The sequence below is a fragment of the Methylobacter marinus A45 genome (genome assembly GCF_000383855.1).
GTDB classification, from domain to species: domain Bacteria; phylum Pseudomonadota; class Gammaproteobacteria; order Methylococcales; family Methylomonadaceae; genus Methylobacter; species Methylobacter marinus.
Window position 1 is genome coordinate 1,592,826 of the sequence record NZ_KB912877.1, and the last position, 15,667, is coordinate 1,608,492.

The 15,667-nt window shown below is 52.5% G+C and carries 11 protein-coding genes, 1 tRNA gene and 1 pseudogene; 12 read left to right on the plus strand and 1 reads right to left on the minus strand.

The genetic code is table 11. The features are described from left to right. The first annotated feature begins 86 nt into the window (after nucleotides 1–86). The 12 genes from METMA_RS0107280 to METMA_RS0107330 all read left to right on the plus strand — a co-directional run bounded on the left by METMA_RS0107280 (nucleotide 87) and on the right by METMA_RS0107330 (nucleotide 15,013). Nucleotides 87–656: a retropepsin-like aspartic protease family protein gene (locus METMA_RS0107280; RefSeq protein ID WP_020158417.1), complete on the plus strand. Its 570-nt coding sequence runs from the start codon at nucleotides 87–89 to the stop codon at nucleotides 654–656. Between the two features lie 52 nt (nucleotides 657–708). Continuing rightward, nucleotides 709–2,712 (plus strand): DNA helicase Rep, encoded by a 2,004-nt coding sequence (rep, locus tag METMA_RS0107285; RefSeq protein WP_020158418.1) that lies wholly within the window; start codon nucleotides 709–711, stop codon nucleotides 2,710–2,712. A 33-nt stretch (nucleotides 2,713–2,745) separates the two neighbouring features. Continuing rightward, nucleotides 2,746–2,822 (plus strand) — tRNA-Arg (locus tag METMA_RS0107290). Between the two features lie 466 nt (nucleotides 2,823–3,288). After that, nucleotides 3,289–5,463, plus strand: coding sequence for a class I SAM-dependent DNA methyltransferase (locus METMA_RS0107295; RefSeq protein WP_027147115.1), 2,175 nt, complete (start codon nucleotides 3,289–3,291; stop codon nucleotides 5,461–5,463). Further along, nucleotides 5,460–6,683, plus strand: coding sequence for a restriction endonuclease subunit S (locus tag METMA_RS0107300; protein ID WP_020158420.1), 1,224 nt, complete (start codon nucleotides 5,460–5,462; stop codon nucleotides 6,681–6,683). The genes METMA_RS0107295 and METMA_RS0107300 overlap by 4 nt, the downstream gene beginning before the upstream one ends. Continuing rightward, nucleotides 6,680–7,930 carry an ATP-binding protein gene (locus METMA_RS24190; protein ID WP_198014472.1) on the plus strand — a complete coding sequence of 417 codons (1,251 nt, stop codon included), beginning with the start codon at nucleotides 6,680–6,682 and terminating at the stop codon, nucleotides 7,928–7,930. The genes METMA_RS0107300 and METMA_RS24190 overlap by 4 nt, the downstream gene beginning before the upstream one ends. Before the next feature lie 14 nt (nucleotides 7,931–7,944). Then, nucleotides 7,945–8,322 carry a hypothetical protein gene (locus METMA_RS27455; protein WP_198014474.1) on the plus strand — a complete coding sequence of 126 codons (378 nt, stop codon included), beginning with the start codon at nucleotides 7,945–7,947 and terminating at the stop codon, nucleotides 8,320–8,322. A 192-nt stretch (nucleotides 8,323–8,514) separates the two neighbouring features. Further along, nucleotides 8,515–12,003, plus strand: coding sequence for a type I restriction endonuclease subunit R (locus METMA_RS0107310; protein WP_020158421.1), 3,489 nt, complete (start codon nucleotides 8,515–8,517; stop codon nucleotides 12,001–12,003). A gap of 11 nt (nucleotides 12,004–12,014) precedes the next feature. Continuing rightward, the gene (locus METMA_RS24195) at nucleotides 12,015–12,281 is read left to right on the plus strand and encodes a hypothetical protein (protein ID WP_232216331.1); all 267 of its coding nucleotides are present in this window, start codon (nucleotides 12,015–12,017) and stop codon (nucleotides 12,279–12,281) included. Nucleotides 12,282–12,497: 216 nt separating this feature from the next. Then, nucleotides 12,498–13,313: a hypothetical protein gene (locus METMA_RS0107320; RefSeq protein WP_198014476.1), complete on the plus strand. Its 816-nt coding sequence runs from the start codon at nucleotides 12,498–12,500 to the stop codon at nucleotides 13,311–13,313. 316 nt (nucleotides 13,314–13,629) lie between these two features. Beyond that, on the plus strand, nucleotides 13,630–14,529 hold the full coding sequence (locus METMA_RS0107325) for a hypothetical protein (protein ID WP_020158424.1): 900 nt from the start codon (nucleotides 13,630–13,632) through the stop codon (nucleotides 14,527–14,529). Between the two features lies 1 nt (nucleotide 14,530). Next, on the plus strand, nucleotides 14,531–15,013 hold the full coding sequence (locus tag METMA_RS0107330) for a hypothetical protein (RefSeq protein ID WP_020158425.1): 483 nt from the start codon (nucleotides 14,531–14,533) through the stop codon (nucleotides 15,011–15,013). Between the two features lie 320 nt (nucleotides 15,014–15,333). Here the strand turns inward: METMA_RS0107330 and METMA_RS26315 are convergent. After that, a pseudogene (locus METMA_RS26315) lies at nucleotides 15,334–15,513 on the minus strand (IS1 family transposase); the annotation flags it as partial. Nucleotides 15,514–15,667: the final 154 nt, after the last annotated feature.

The window sequence follows — 15,667 nt, forward strand, 5'->3', positions numbered from 1 at the left end:
GACCCGAAACGTCTGTGCTATTCTTTAAAATAGTCGTAAGCAGGTAAATCCCGCCGACAAGCCGCTCCAATTAACAGAGGGAAATCATGAAAAAAATTAACTTATTGTTGTTATCCATAGGACTGGCCGCATCAGGCACGAATGCCTGGAGCAATGACACGATCTACAAATGCAAGAATCAGCAAGGCAACATCATTTACCAGAAGTCGGCCTGCACGGAAAATGTAGAGGCTGTTTCTTCATGGACGTCCGTGATAAAAGAAAAGCCGCCCGAAAAAGAACCGGAAAAAAAGGTCCACCGGGAGCTCGTCATCAAGCCGGGCGCCAACGGGCATTATTTCCTGGACGGCTCCGTTAACGATAAGCCCCTGACATTCGTGATCGATACCGGCGCCTCCGCCGTTTCGTTGCCGGGTTCACTGGCTTCCGATGCCGGCATTGACTGCAAGGAGCAGGTGGTCATGGAAACCGCCAATGGCCAAACCGGCGCCTGCACCGCCGTCATTTCGGAGCTCAAGTTCGGGCATTTCGTGATGAAAAACGCACCGGCGACCATCGTGCCGAACCTGAGCCAACCCTTGCTCGGCATGAATGTCCTGCAACAGTTCAACATCAAGCAAGAAAATGACGAAATGCATATTTCGGCGCGTGATTGATGCCTGGCAGAACGTATTAAATTCCATTTCAGCCTAAGTTTTTATAGTAGTGATGGCCAAACTGAACCCTCAGCAGCAAGCCGCTGTTAAAACAATCGATCACCCATTACTGGTACTGGCCGGCGCCGGCAGCGGCAAGACGCGCGTGATCACCGAAAAAATCGCCTATCTGATCACCCAGGCCGGCATTCCGGCACGCAATATCGCCGCCGTGACCTTCACCAACAAGGCCGCGCGCGAAATGAAAAGCCGCGTCTCCAAGCTATTGGACGACAAGCAGCTGCGCGGCCTCAGGGTCTCGACGTTCCACTCGCTGGGCCTGGACATATTGCGGTCCGAGCATAAAACGCTGGGTTACAAGGCCGGCCTGACGCTGTTCGACGAGCAGGACAAGCTCACGCTGCTGCGCAACCTGATCAGCCATGACAGCAAAAACTGCGATATCGACAAGGTCGACCATTATTCCTGGCAGATCGGGCAATGGAAAAACGCCTTCGTGACGCCGGAGCTGGCTGTATCGGCCGCGACGGCGGAGCAATACCCGGCCGCCGTGCTTTACAACGACTATATCCGCAGCCTGAAAGCCTACAATGCCGTCGATTTCGACGACCTGATCCTGCTGCCCGTGCTGCTGTTCCAGGATCAGCCGGCGGTGCTGGAGAAATGGCGCAACAAGATCCGTTATCTGCTGGTCGACGAATACCAGGACACCAACATCACCCAGTACCAGCTCGTGAAACTGATTGCCGGCAACCTGGGCCGGTTCACCGTGGTCGGTGACGACGACCAGTCCATCTACGCCTGGCGCGGCGCGCAGCCCGAAAACCTGGCGCAGCTGCAAAAAGACTACGCGCGCCTGAAAGTCATCAAGCTCGAGCAGAATTACCGCTCGACCGGCCGCATCCTGAAAGTCGCCAACCACCTGATCGCCAACAACCCGCACGCATTCGAAAAAAAGCTCTGGAGCGAACTGGGCTACGGCGACCCATTGCGCGTGCTGAGCCACAGGGACGACCAGATCGAAGCGCAGCAGATCGTGTCCGAAATCATCCACCACAAATTCAAGACCGGCAGCCGTTACCAGGATTACGCGATTCTGTACCGAGGCAATCACCAGTCCCGACTGTTCGAGCGCAGTCTGCGCGAGAACAACATCCCCTACTTCATCAGCGGCAGCACGTCGTTTTTCGCCTATTCCGAAATCAAGGACGTGCTCAGCTACCTGCGGCTGTTCGTTAATCAGGATGACGACGCGGCCTTCCTGCGCATCATCAACACACCGCGCCGCGAGATCGGCCCGACCACGCTGGAAAAACTCGGCGCCTATGCCAACGAGCGCCATATCAGCCTGTTCACGGCCAGTTCCGAACTGGGCCTGACCCAGAAGCTGCCCGAAAAAGCCGTGCAGCGGCTGACCCGATTCCGCGACTGGGTCATCGATACGGCCGATCGCATCGAGCGCGGCGACACCTTCGGTGTGATCGAAGCCATGCTGGACCAGATCGGTTACGAGCAGTGGCTGCGCGAGAACAGCAAGACGCCGGCGGCGGCCGAGCGCAAGATGAAGAACGTCCAGGAGCTGATCGACTGGCTCAAACGCATCGACGAAAAAGACAGCGGCGAAAAATCGTTGTCCGAGATCGTCTCCAAGATCATGCTGATGGACATCATGGAACGCAATCAGGAGGAAGAAGCCAGCGACCAGGTCAGCCTGATGACGCTGCATGCCGCCAAGGGCCTGGAATTCCCGCATGTGTTCCTGATCGGCATGGAGGAGAACCTGCTGCCGCATCAGAACAGCATCGAAACCGACAATATCGAGGAAGAACGCCGCCTGGCCTATGTCGGCATCACGCGCGCCCAGCGCACCCTCACGTTCAGCTACTGCACGCACCGGAAACGCTACGGCGAGATCGGCGAATGCGAACCCAGCCGGTTCCTGAACGAACTGCCGCCCGACGACCTGGAATGGACCAACAAAAAACAGCTGGCGCCGGAAGTCATCAAGGAGCGCGGCAAGGCCAGTCTTGCACATTTAAAAACAATGCTATCGTAATTTCGCGCGCAATCGGTTAGAATACGCGCCTACGCGCCCGTAGCTCAGCTGGATAGAGCGCAGCCCTCCGGAGGCTGAGGCCAGAGGTTCGAATCCTCTCGGGCGCGCCATTCTTAATAACCCTCCAAAAAGACTTTTATCCCGGCCATCATCCGGCAATCCGGCGCAACCTCGCCTCAATCCAACTGGACCGAATCTGCCGCATGGAATCGGGACATCCTTGTTTCCCGTTATCCCGCATCACGGACCCGGCGCCTAATGCTCATCCCCCAACGCGTCCAATGCTGCCTGCGCCAAGCTGGGCCCATAGCGGAGTGCCCCAGTCTTTCAGATACCGCCTGAACTGGCGGCGCGTTACTCGTTTCTATGCTCCTGCGTTGAATGCATAAAACCTCAGGAAACGCATTTGGGAAGCTCAGCCGCATTGTCTTAATGGGTAAAAATCAGTACAGTAGCGCCCTTTCTCAAAAGAAATTGCAACAAAAAGCAGATTACGCCGTGAAATGCCGGGAGTGAGCCGACATTCATTCCCGAAAGCACCACTGTGCGATAGACACCAGAAAACCCAACAATTTGATGACCGCCAACGCATTCCACAACATTACCAAAATCGAAAACAATCTCTGGGAAGCCGCCGACCAACTCCGCGCCAATTCCAAACTCACCTCCAGCGAATACTGCATGCCGGTGCTGGGTGTGATCTTTTTGCGTCATGCCAGCAATCGCTATGAAGCGGCGCTGCGTCAGATCGAAGCCGACAAGGCGGCGGGAAAGATATCGAATCGGCCGCTGGTAAAAGCCGATTTCATCAAACGCCGGGCGCTGATGCTGCCGGAACAGTCGCGCTACGATTATCTGCTGAAGCTGCCTTCCGGCGCGTGTTTAAGCGAAGCGCTGGTCGAGTCGATGAACGCGATCGAAGACGGTTTCGAACCGCTGGCCGGCCAGCTGCCGAAAGACTACCACATTTTCGACGACACCCTGCTGGAAGACTTGCTGCGCATATTCGACAGCGAGGCGCTACGGACCGCTTCCGGCGATGTATTCGGGCGGATTTACGAATACTTCCTGATGAAATTCGCCATTCAGGGCGCGCAGGATAACGGCGAGTTTTTCACACCGCCCGTTCTGGTGCAAACCCTCGTCAACGTCATCGAGCCCGATCACGGCGTCGTGTTCGACCCGGCCTGCGGCTCCGGCGGCATGTTCGTGCAGTCCAGCCACTTCATCGAACATGAAGGCTTGGACACGATGCAGCGCGTGACTTTCTACGGACAGGAAAAAACCGCCACCACGATACGGCTGGCCAAAATGAACCTGGCCGTGCACGGTCTGGAAGGCGACATCCGCGAAGCCAATTCCTTTTACGACGATCTGCACCGCCTGCAGGACGGCCGTCCGTTATGGGGCAACTGCGACTTCGTGATGGCCAATCCGCCGTTCAATGTCGATATGGTCGATGCCGACCGCATCAAGGGCGACCGGCGCTTGCCGTTCGGCTTGCCGGGCATCAGCAAGGGCAAAGGCAAAAAGAGCGAAAACGATCCGAAGAAAAACAAGCCCACGGTATCGAACGGCAATTATTTGTGGATCTCCTACTTCCACAGCTATTTGAACGACAAAGGCCGCGCCGGCTTCGTCATGTCCTCGCAAGCCAGCAGCGCCGGCCACGGCGAGGCGGAAGTCCGGCGCAAGCTGGTCGAGACCGGCGATGTCGACGTGATGATCGCGATCCGCTCCAATTTCTTCTATACCCGCACCGTGCCCTGCGAACTCTGGCATTTCGACCGCGCCAAGCCGGAGGAACGCAAAGACCAGGTACTGATGCTGGATGCCCGCAACATCTACCGCAAGGTGACCCGCAAGATTTACGACTTCAGCCCAGAACAACTCGCCAACCTCACCGCGATCGTCTGGCTGTATCGGGGGCAGAATGACCGTTTTCTGGGTCTGGTGCAGGACTACCTGGGCAAGCTCTGCGAGGAAGCCGCCGCCATCCCCGGCGAACTGGACCGCTTCGAAAACGGGCTGACCGAATTGCGGGATCAAATCGGAAGCTTCATCGAGAGCCTGAAAAACCTGGAAGCTGTCACTATCGAACAAAAGTCGGCGCTGATTGATGCAATCGCCGAACTAAAAGCCGCCGAAACCGACTATCGCCAAGACCTCGACAGCCTGCTCGATAGCTTGGCGGATTTTCGCCGCGATTACCGGGATGCGTTGCCTGCTAACAATCCAGATCAACACGCCGCCCGCGAAGCCTTTAACCTGTTGGCGGAAAAAGCCAAAGGCATGGTCAAGCAGATTGACCTGCTGTACAAGCTGGTCGCCCGCTGTACGCAACTGGCTCATGAATTAGCCGCCACCGAAGAAGCGGCGGAATTTTACGACCGCCGCCTGGCCGGCAAACGCCTGAAGCAACTGGACGAAGAACGCAAGCTGGCCGTCGAACAGTTGAAACTGGCCGCCTATTTCCATCGCCAGATCGTCTGGCTGCAGGAACGTTTTCCGGAGGCGCAGATGCGCGCTGTGCCGGGGCTGTGCAAGGTGGTCAGCCGTTCCGAGATCGAAGCCGCCGACTGGAGCCTGACGCCGGGCCGCTATGTCGGCGTCGCGCCGCCGGAAGTCGATGAGGATTTTGATTTCGAGCAGGCATTACGCGACATTCATATTGAACTGGCCGACTTGAATCGGGAGGCATTCGAACTGGCGGCGCGGATACAGGAGAACTTTGAGGAATTAGGGGTATGAGGAGTTCTTGGCAAGAACTGCCTTTAGGTGACGCTCCTCTGCAAATTATTGATGGAGATAGAGGAAAGGCTTACCCAAAGCACAGTGATTTCTTAAATGACGGGCATTGTCTGTTTCTAAATGCCACAAACGTTACGGTCAATGGTTTCAATTTTTCAGATTGCCAGTTTATATCAGAGCAAAAAGACGATGAATTACGCAAAGGAAAACTCGCACGAAACGACGTTGTATTAACCACCCGGGGCACTTTGGGAAATTCAGCCTACTACAGGAAAGATATTGCATTTGACCATGTCCGGATTAATAGCGGCATGGTCATTATCCGAACTGATCTGGCGCAGCTCCTGCCGGAGTTTGTTTACGGGTTCATTCGTTCGCCTAGTTTCGAATGTCAAGTTGAGCAACTTCGAAGTGGGGTGGCACAACCTCAACTTCCAATTAGAGATCTTTCAAAGATCAAAATTCCTTTGCCCCCCGTTAATGTGCAGGAGAAAATCGTCGACGTATTTTCGTCCTATGATGCCTTGATCGAAAACAACCGGCGACGGATGGCGCTGCTGGAGGAATCGGCGCGACTGCTGTATCGCGAATGGTTCGTCCGCCTGCGCTTTCCCGGTTATAAACACACTCGCATCGTCGATGGTGTGCCTTCGGGATGGAAGCGGAAATCTTTAGGTGATTTATGTTGTGAAATTCGCGAGTTAGTATCGCCCAGTTCTTTAGAACCGGATACACCTTATATAGGGCTCGAGCATATGCCACGACGCTCTATTGCGCTAAACGAATGGGGTAAGGTTGATGAAGTAACCAGCAGTAAAAGTAGATTTAAAGCCGGTGAAATTCTGTTCGGAAAAATCCGCCCTTACTTTCACAAGGTAGGGGTAGCTTTTGTTGATGGTGTCGCCTCTTCTGACAGTATCGTTATTCGTCCTACCGATAACAAGCTGCACGGGTTAGTCCTTATGACCATGTCGAGCGACGAATTTGTTGCCGTGACTACTCAACAAATGAAAGAAGGTTCAAAAATGCCCCGTGCCGACTGGAAGCAGATGCAAGCCTATCCAGTGCCTTTACCACCTGAAGGTTTATTGAATGCTTTTGACGATGTCATTCAACCTATCATCGCTCAGTTGAAATCTCTAACCTTCACCAACCAAAAGCTACGCGCCGCCCGCGATCTGCTGCTGCCGCGCCTGATGAGCGGAGAAATCACCGTATGAGCCTGGAAGATCAAACCACCGATTGCAAATCATTGCGCACGATCATCGGCAAAACTACGAATTGGGATGAAGTGGCCAAGGATTGCGTCTGCTTCGCCAACGGCCAGGGCGGACGGCTGTTGATCGGCATTGAAGACGGCGAGACACTGCCGCCAGCCGGGCAAAACGTAGCGCCGGAATTGATCGAACGCTTGCGTAAGCGCATCGGCGAATTGACCGTGAACGTCCAGGCGCTGCCGCAAACCGTGACGGCGGAAAACGGCGGGCAGTACATCGAACTCGTCATTTCCCGTTCCACGGGCGTGGCGTCGACCTGTGACGGCCGCTATTTCATGCGGATCAGCGATACCTGCAAGCCGGTCGTCGGTGACGATGTGCTACGGCTGGCAAACGATCGGCCGGGGCTGCCGTGGGAAGCCATGGACAGCCGGGTTCCGCGCGGCGAGGCCGATCCTGACAAACAGGCCGATTTTATCGCGGCGATTCGCGCCTCGGGCCGGGTCAAGGCATCGGTCAAGGAAAAAAGCGCCGATGAATTGCTGACGCATTATGCGCTGGCCGATGGCGCCACATTGACGCATTTGGGCGCATTGTTGCTGGGCACGGCCAGCCAACGGCGCAATTTGGGCACGGCGCCTCTGGTGCAGGCGATCAAGTACGACGACCACGGCCAGAAAATCAACAAGTGGCTCTGGGACGATTACGCTCTGTCGCCGGTGGAACTGGTCGATGCCGTCTGGAAGGAGGTCACCGACTTCCGCGAAAGCTATGAAGTCGCCGAGGGATTGTTCCGGCGCCAGGTGCCCGCATTCGATGAAAAAGTGGTTCGGGAATTGCTGGTCAATGCCTTGGTGCATCGACCCTATACCCAGCGCGGCGATATATTCCTCAATCTGTACCCAGACCGGCTCGAAGTGGTCAATCCCGGCCGCCTGCCGCTGGGCGTGACACCGCAAAACATTCTGCACGCCAGCCGCCGCCGTAACGAAGGCTTGGCGCGCGTATTCCACGATCTGGGCTTGATGGAAAAGGAAGGCAGCGGTTTCGATATGCTTTACGATCTTTTATTGTCTTCCGGTCGCCCTGCCCCGGTGCCCGAAGAAGGCGCGGATTGGGTAAAAGTTACGGTCCAGCGGCGTATTCTGAAGCCGGAGGTTATGCGACTGGTCGATGAGGCCGACGGGTGTTGTCAATTGACTCAACGGGAGCGCATCACGCTGGGGCATTGGCGCTGTCCGAGGGGATGACGGCGAGGGAATTAATGCAAAAGCTGGAGTTATCGTCGATTGATGATTTACGCATGTGGCTGGGCCGCTTGCCTGCTATAAAAGGCGTGGAAACAGCCGGCAAAACAAGCGCCTTGCGTTATTTCATCTCGTCCGCATGGTTGCGTGGCGCGCAACTCGACAAAAAGACAACACTCACCCGAATTCCGCCACATCGTTTACGCGCGCTTATTTTAGAAGATTTGAGCCGCTATCCCGATTCGTCAAGCACGGATATCAATCGGCGGATCGGAGCGGAAATCTCCGCCAGAACCGTTAAGCGCGCGCTGGATGACATGATTGAAAAAGGAAAAGTGATATTTATCGGTAACGGGCGTTGGCGAAAATATCGGCTCGCAGAAGGTAACCCTTAAAAGACAAATGTCCGGTAGTTTTTGGAAAAATTTCGGCACTGTCTTCTATAATAGATACAAGATTATGATTTATAAGACAAAATATAAATGACAAAAGGAGAATTTGTCTTTTATCTTTAACCCTATTGTCCTTTATTAAGGCCAAGCCGTTCTGAAAAAAACAATAAGACACTCAGACATTAGGAAGCGCCCATGGCCTACACCAACATCAACAGCGAAGACCGTTTGGTTCAACAAACCTTTGCCGAACACCTGGAGCATAACCTGGGCTGGGACAGCATTTATGCCTGGAATCAGGAAACCTTCGGCGCTTCCGGAACGCTGGGACGCAGCAACGAACGTGAAGTGGTGCTGGCGCGGGATTTACGGTCCGCACTGGTCAAGTTGAACCCGCAGCTGCCGGATAAAGCCATTGACGAAGCGATCGCCAAACTGACCCACCACGATTTTTCCCGCTCGCTGCTGCAGCATAATCAAACCTTGTACAAGCTGATCCGGGACGGCGTGCCGGTCAGTTACCGCGATCAAAAAGGCCAGCTGCGTCACGCGCAAGCGGCGGTGATCGATTTTGACGAGCCTTTCAGCGCCAACAACCGTTTTCTGGTGGTGCGGGAACTCAAAATCACCGGTCTCAGGTCGCCGCATTACAATCGGCGCGCCGATCTGGTGTGTTTCGTCAACGGCTTGCCGCTGGTGATTTTCGAACTCAAGGCGGTTTACAAGAATATCCGCGCCGGCTTCGACGGCAATTTGCGCGACTATCTGGACGAAAACGTCATTGCCCATGCCTTCCATCACAATGCGTTCTTGGTCGTCAGCAACGGCGACAAAGCCCGCTATGGCTCGATCACCAGCGAGTGGGAACACTTCGGCGAATGGAAGCGGCTGGATGAAAAAGATAAAGGCAGCCTCGATGCCGAGGTTTTGCTGAACGGGATGCTGGCAAAGGACCGGTTGTTGGATCTGGTCGAAAACTTTATCCTCTTCGATGCCAGCAAGCCCGGTACGGTGCGTAAAGTGGTCGCCCGGAATCACCAGGTGCTTGGGGTGAATCTGGCAGTAGCGGCGGCGAAGCGCCAGGAAGAATTAAAAAATTTGTTTCCTCCTGAAGAACGCTTGACACATCGGCTGGTTGAACCGCCAGCCCCGGACAAAGCGACGGCAAATCAAGAATCACTTCCGCTTAAAGCAGCGGAGCCTTCCGTCCAGCCTTACGTAAAGCCCAAAAAACAAACCCTGCAAATCATCGAGCGGGCGCATCCCGATTTGGGACGGCTCGGTGTGGTCTGGCATACCCAGGGCAGCGGCAAGTCCTATTCGATGGCGTTTTTTGCCGAAAAGGTTCGCCGCACCCTCCCCGGCAATTTTACCTTCGTACTGATGACGGACCGCAACGATCTGGACAGCCAGATTTACAAGACCTTCGTCGGCTGCGGCATTGCCGATGACAACACGCCGAGAGCCGCTTCCGGCAGGGACCTTGAGGCTTTGCTGAAGCAGAATCATCGCTATGTGTTCAGCCTGATCCATAAATTCAATCAGGATGTGAATCCCAATAACCCCTACAGCGAACGCGATGACATCGTCGTGATTTCCGACGAGGCGCACCGGACCCAGGCGGGCAAGCTGGCGCGCAATATGCGCCTGGCATTGCCGAATGCAGCGTTTATCGGGTTTACCGGCACGCCGTTGTTCAAGCACGACCAGCTGACCAAGCGCATCTTCGGCGATTATGTGTCTCGTTATGACTTCAAACGCAGCGAGGAAGACGGCGCAACGGTCAAGCTGGTCTATGAAAACCGGGGCGAGAAGCTGAAATTGGCGAGACTGGATTTGAACGACAAAATCGCCGAGGTGATTGAGAAAGCCGAACTGAATCCCGATCAGGAAGCGCTGTTGGAAAAACTGCTGGGCAAGGATTACGAGGTCATCACCGCCGATCACCGCTTAATGAAAATCGCCGTCGATTTCGTCGAGCATTGCACGACGCGCTGGGAAGCCGGCAAGGCGATGCTGGTGTGCATCGATAAAATCACCTGCGCTCGCATGCTGCAATTGATCGAGCCGTTATGGCAAGCCAAAGGCATCGTAATACGCGCTGAGGCCGAGGCCAAGCTGGTCGAGATCAACGCAGCCAGCGACGAGGTGACCCGACAGCAGCTTCATGCGCAACGCGACCGTTTGTTGGCCAAGGCCAAATGGATCGAGCAGACCCTGATCGAAATCATTATCAGCGAAGCGCAGAACGAAGTTGCCGATTTCAAGAAGTGGGATTTCGACATCATCCCGCATAGGAAGCGTATGAAGCTCGGTTTTGAAACGCCGGACGGCAGGCGGGTGGATGTAGAGTCGGCTTTCAAAGATCCTGGACATCCTTTTCGAGTAGCCATCGTCTGCGCGATGTGGCTGACCGGCTTTGACGTGGAATCGCTATCGACGCTGTATATCGATAAGCCGATGAAAGCGCATACCCTGATGCAAGCCATCGCACGCGCCAACCGCCGCTATCCCGGCAAGGATTTCGGGCTGATCGTCGATTACAACGGGATGCTGAAAGCATTGCGGGAAGCGCTGGCGCAATATGCGATGGGAGATGACAGCAGCAATGGGGAAGAAATTGTCGCGCCTGTCGAAGAGCGCGTGGCGGCCTTGCAGGAAGCGATTGAAGTGACTGAGGCGCATCTGCTCGGGCTTGGCTTTGACCCTTCACGGCTGTTGGGCAGCAAAGGTTTTACACGCATAGCCTTGCTGAAGGATGCGGTCGAAGCGATTTATGCGGGAACGTCCGCAGACAAGTCCGGAAGCGAAACTGGCGGAAACGCAAGCATAGGCGGTAATGAATCCAAACGGCGCTTCGAAATATTGGCGAGGATCGTATTCAGCCGTTTCAAGGCATTGCTGATGGAGCCTTCGGTAGTTACTTATGCGGAACGGCATGACAATATTGAAGCCATCTATAAGAAACTGTCGGAGCGGCGCGATACGGCGGACGTAACCTCCTTGTTGAAGGAGTTGCACCGGATCGTGAATGAAGCCATTCGGGCCGAAACCGCCGGTGATGATCATGCCGAAAGTAAACAGTACGACCTGAGCCAGATCGATTTGGAAAAACTGCGTGACGAGTTCGCCAAAAAAGTGAAAAGGAAAGCGACGGCATTACAGGACATTTTCGAGATTCTTGAGCAAAAGCTTGCCCAGATGCTCGCCAAAAATCCCCTGCGCATCGATTATTACAAAAAATATCAGGAGATTATCGCCGACTACAACCGGGACAAGGATCGCATCACCATCGAGGAAACTTTTGCCAAGGTGATGGATTTAATCCAAAGCCTGGATCAAGAACAACAGCGCACGGTTGAAGAAGGTCTGAGCGAAGAACAATTAGCCATTTTCGACCTGATCCGGCGCGGAGACCTGTCAAAATCGGAGCGGGAGAAGGTCAAAGAAGTCAGCCGCGAATTGCTTGCCGACATTTTGCGCCTGCTAGGGCCGCTCGATCAATGGACGGAGAAAGAACAGACTCAAGCCGAGGTAAAAACCTTCATTCTTGATCATATCTATCAAACGCTTCCTGAACCGCCTTATTCATCTGACGACAAGAATCACGTTGCGGAACGTGTTTTCCAGCATGTCTGGCAGCAAAGCGTAAGCGGCGAAATTTTCAATCAGGAGAATGCTTAATGTGGTTGTTCATGAATAAATCTTTTCTCTCGATTGTCAACAAGGGCGGCCCCAGCGGCAAAACCTTATTGGTTCGCGCCCGCCAGGCAGGCGACATCCAACAGGTATTCCCAGATGCCGAGGTGCAAATAGGAGCCGAAAGCGATTATCGCTATCGGGCAAGAATAGACCGGGAACAGCTAGCGAATGCCATTGCGGACGCTATCCGCAACATGATTATAGTAATTTCAAATCGACAGTCTCAGATCCGGATCGCCATGATGCTTAGGATAAGGTGAGAAATAACTTCCCTGAATTTTTAGATGTGGGGGCGACTTTAGTCGCCCAGGGCGAATGAATTCGCCCCTACATAAGCGCTGATTTTCAGCGAAAAATCGGAAAGTTATTTTTAACCGAATCCTGATCTGGATGTTTGGTCAACTATGTATGTTCTTCAGAGTAGCCATAAATGACGACTTGGCAGCAGAACGACCGCATCGCTTGGAAACTTGCCAGTGGAAAAACTTACGCAGAACGGGAAGCTAAACATGCAGAGCTTTGATCGTTATATTGGCATCGATTATTCCGGCGCCGAAACACCAACTTCCAGCCTCAAAGGCTTGCGGGTTTATCAGGCGTATGGCGATGCTTTACCGGAGGAGGTACTGCCGCCCAGTCCTCGCAAATATTGGACTCGGCGCGGCATAGCCGGATGGTTGCTGGAAGCCCTATCGCAAGACATCCCTTCGCTGGTTGGTATCGATCATGGTTTTTCCTTTCCGTTACGCTATTTTGAATTCCATCACCTCTTGCCGGACTGGCCGAGCTTTCTGGACGATTTCCAAAGCCACTGGCCGACCGACCGAGACCATGTTTATGTGGACTTTGTTCGTGATGGCTCAGTCGGAAACGGCGAGGCGCGAACGGGTGATCCCCGTTGGCGCCGACTCTGCGAGGAACGCTGCCGCGCTAAATCGGTGTTTCATTTCGATGTGCAAGGCTCTGTAGCCAAATCGACTCATGCTGGCCTTCCTTGGTTACGCTTTCTACGCCAACATTTAGGCGAAAAAATACATTTTTGGCCCTTCGACGGATGGCAAATTCCATCCGGCCGATCCGCAATCGTTGAAGCCTATCCTGCTCTTTATAAAAAACAGTTCGCCCTTGAAAATAGCACTCCCGACCAACATGACGCATTCAGTATTGCGGCCTGGATGCGACAAGCTGATCATGACAACCAACTAATTGATTTTCTCAACCCCGCTCTGCCGCCTCATGTACGCGGCGTAGCAGAGGTTGAGGGCTGGATTTTGGGGGTGACGGCGAGTTAATCGGTTTTGTTTGATACCGAGCACGCGCTCAGGACCAACCAATAGCGCCACCTGTTGACAAAAAGACAGTTTCCGGATGAGATTTAAAAAAATATGAATCAGATCACAGTTTTGTGTTCCCTGTTTTCACAACATTGCCCTGAGTGTCGACCAGTCACTATACTTATCAGCTTATGTTGAACGTTAATCAATGCCAATTTTCCGGCAGAGACTTGCGTCCCATTAGCTTACGCCCATGCCGGGCATGCACACCCACTTGAGCGGATAGCTCAAATAGTACAACTTCTCGTCACAAACATAACCAAGGAGGCATTTCATGCTAACGGATCAGGAAAAGAAAGCACTGAAACAGCAAATACAATCTAACCAGCACGAAGTATTTGTGATTTCCATTGAAGAAATGGATGCCATTATTAAATCATCACCCAGGGGTAAAATGCCGAGTGTCCAGCAGGCCTGGCAACAGATCAAAGGGAAGGTGGAATTTGGCGTAAGCTACTATGCATCAGCCGATGATTTTATAACACTTAGCAAACTTGTCGGTGATTTGGGAGGATTTACAACTCAAGCTTACATAAAAACCTATGGAGGTAAACCCCACATTATTTTGAAGGGATATCCAGGATTGAGAAAGATACTTACAGGCACAAAATACGGTATCAAGCATCCAAAGGTAATCACAATGGGGCTTGGCAGAGCGGGAGCCATTAACGCTGCAAGGTCTGGCGGCATTATTTCCGTCGTTTTAATTTCCAGTTATCGGGTAGCCGATTATTTTCTGACCGACCAGGCTACGCTTAGTCAATTAATCGGTTCTCTCGCAACTGACGTGGTAAAGATAGGCATCGCAACTGGTGCGTCAATAGCAGCAGCTTCTCTTGTGGTTGGTATGGGAATTGTTGCTGCTGTGGGGCCCATCTTGGCAGTGGTGGTGGTTGGTGTTGGTGTATCCATGATTTTGACTGAGTTAGATGATCACTACGGTATAACAGATCGCGTAATTGAAGCGCTGGATGAGTTAGGTGAAAATGCGAACTCCTATATAGAAAATGTAAATTCCTATATAGTAAAATCCAGACAAAATATAAGGAACACTGCTAATGACACTGTAGAATCAATCATTGATTACGCAATAGATTCAGCCAGACAAATAATTATAAATGCAGCACAGCATCAGTTGGATAAGTTCTTATCCACAAGGCCGAGGATTCATTAGAATGGAAAACTCTCATGAGCCATCAATTTTGATAAGGTTTGGTGGTTTTTTACTATTCATTTTCCTCTCATTAGGTGCATTTGCGTGGTTTGGGTGGAGCCTATTTCAAACTATTACCCAGATAGCATCGAATAATCCTGTTATTTTATTTAATAAAGGTGCACTTTACATGCTAGGTGTCGGTATTGGACTATCTACATTGACTTACATAGCTCTATATGAAGCAATTCTAAGGCTGCCCCTTACGAATAAAGTTAATAAAAGAATAAATGGTGGCGCACTTATTAGCATCATTACCATGATTATATTTCCACAAGTTATTCATTACCCTGTGGAGCGCTTCCTGGAAGGGCGAGGCTATAATATCTGTGAGCCAGTTTCTTACCAATGGTTTATGTACCGGAAAATTATTTACGTATCAAATTCCGAAGCTTGCGCAGAGCTGGTCGAACGTAAAAATAATCGGATAACTGAAGGTATCTAGCTTCCAGTTCCAACATGCACTTTTCCATGTAGTGAATTTAAATATGACTACCAGCATATCTATTGTAACTATCTCTCAGTTGGTTTTTTCCCTCGCTATAAGGCCGCTTCGGGCTGTGACTGGTGTTGGCTTTGTTTCATCGGTGGCGTTATGCCAAATTGATATGCGCTAATGGAAAAGAGGCACTATTAATAAGTAATGGACATGGAATAAATCAGGGAATTTTAGGTGCGAATTCACTTGTGCCCATAGGGCATAAATAAATCCGCACCTACACCGGAAATTCATCCGCGCACTTGAAGAAGTTATTTTATGCGCGCCTAAAGTATAGTATCCAGCTCTCCACTCCATTTGAGCATCAGAAACATGACGGAATATTTCAGCATGATCTCGCTTTTGCCATAGCATTTTGAGTTTCTGCACAGCCGAGCAAGAAAATGCCTAAATAAGCTGTTATAGCCTTCCACAGTATAGGTTTCAGCTTTAGATTGTGTATGCAGAAATCGTAGGGCGGTTTCGCGCAGCAAACCGCCATTTCAAGCAGACCGGTAATATTTGCAGACACATGACGGTTACGAGTACGAGGCTCCGTTTGTTGGTGGATTGCCGAGGCAAATCCCCCTTACGAGTCAGCCGCCGTACGGCCTTGTTTCC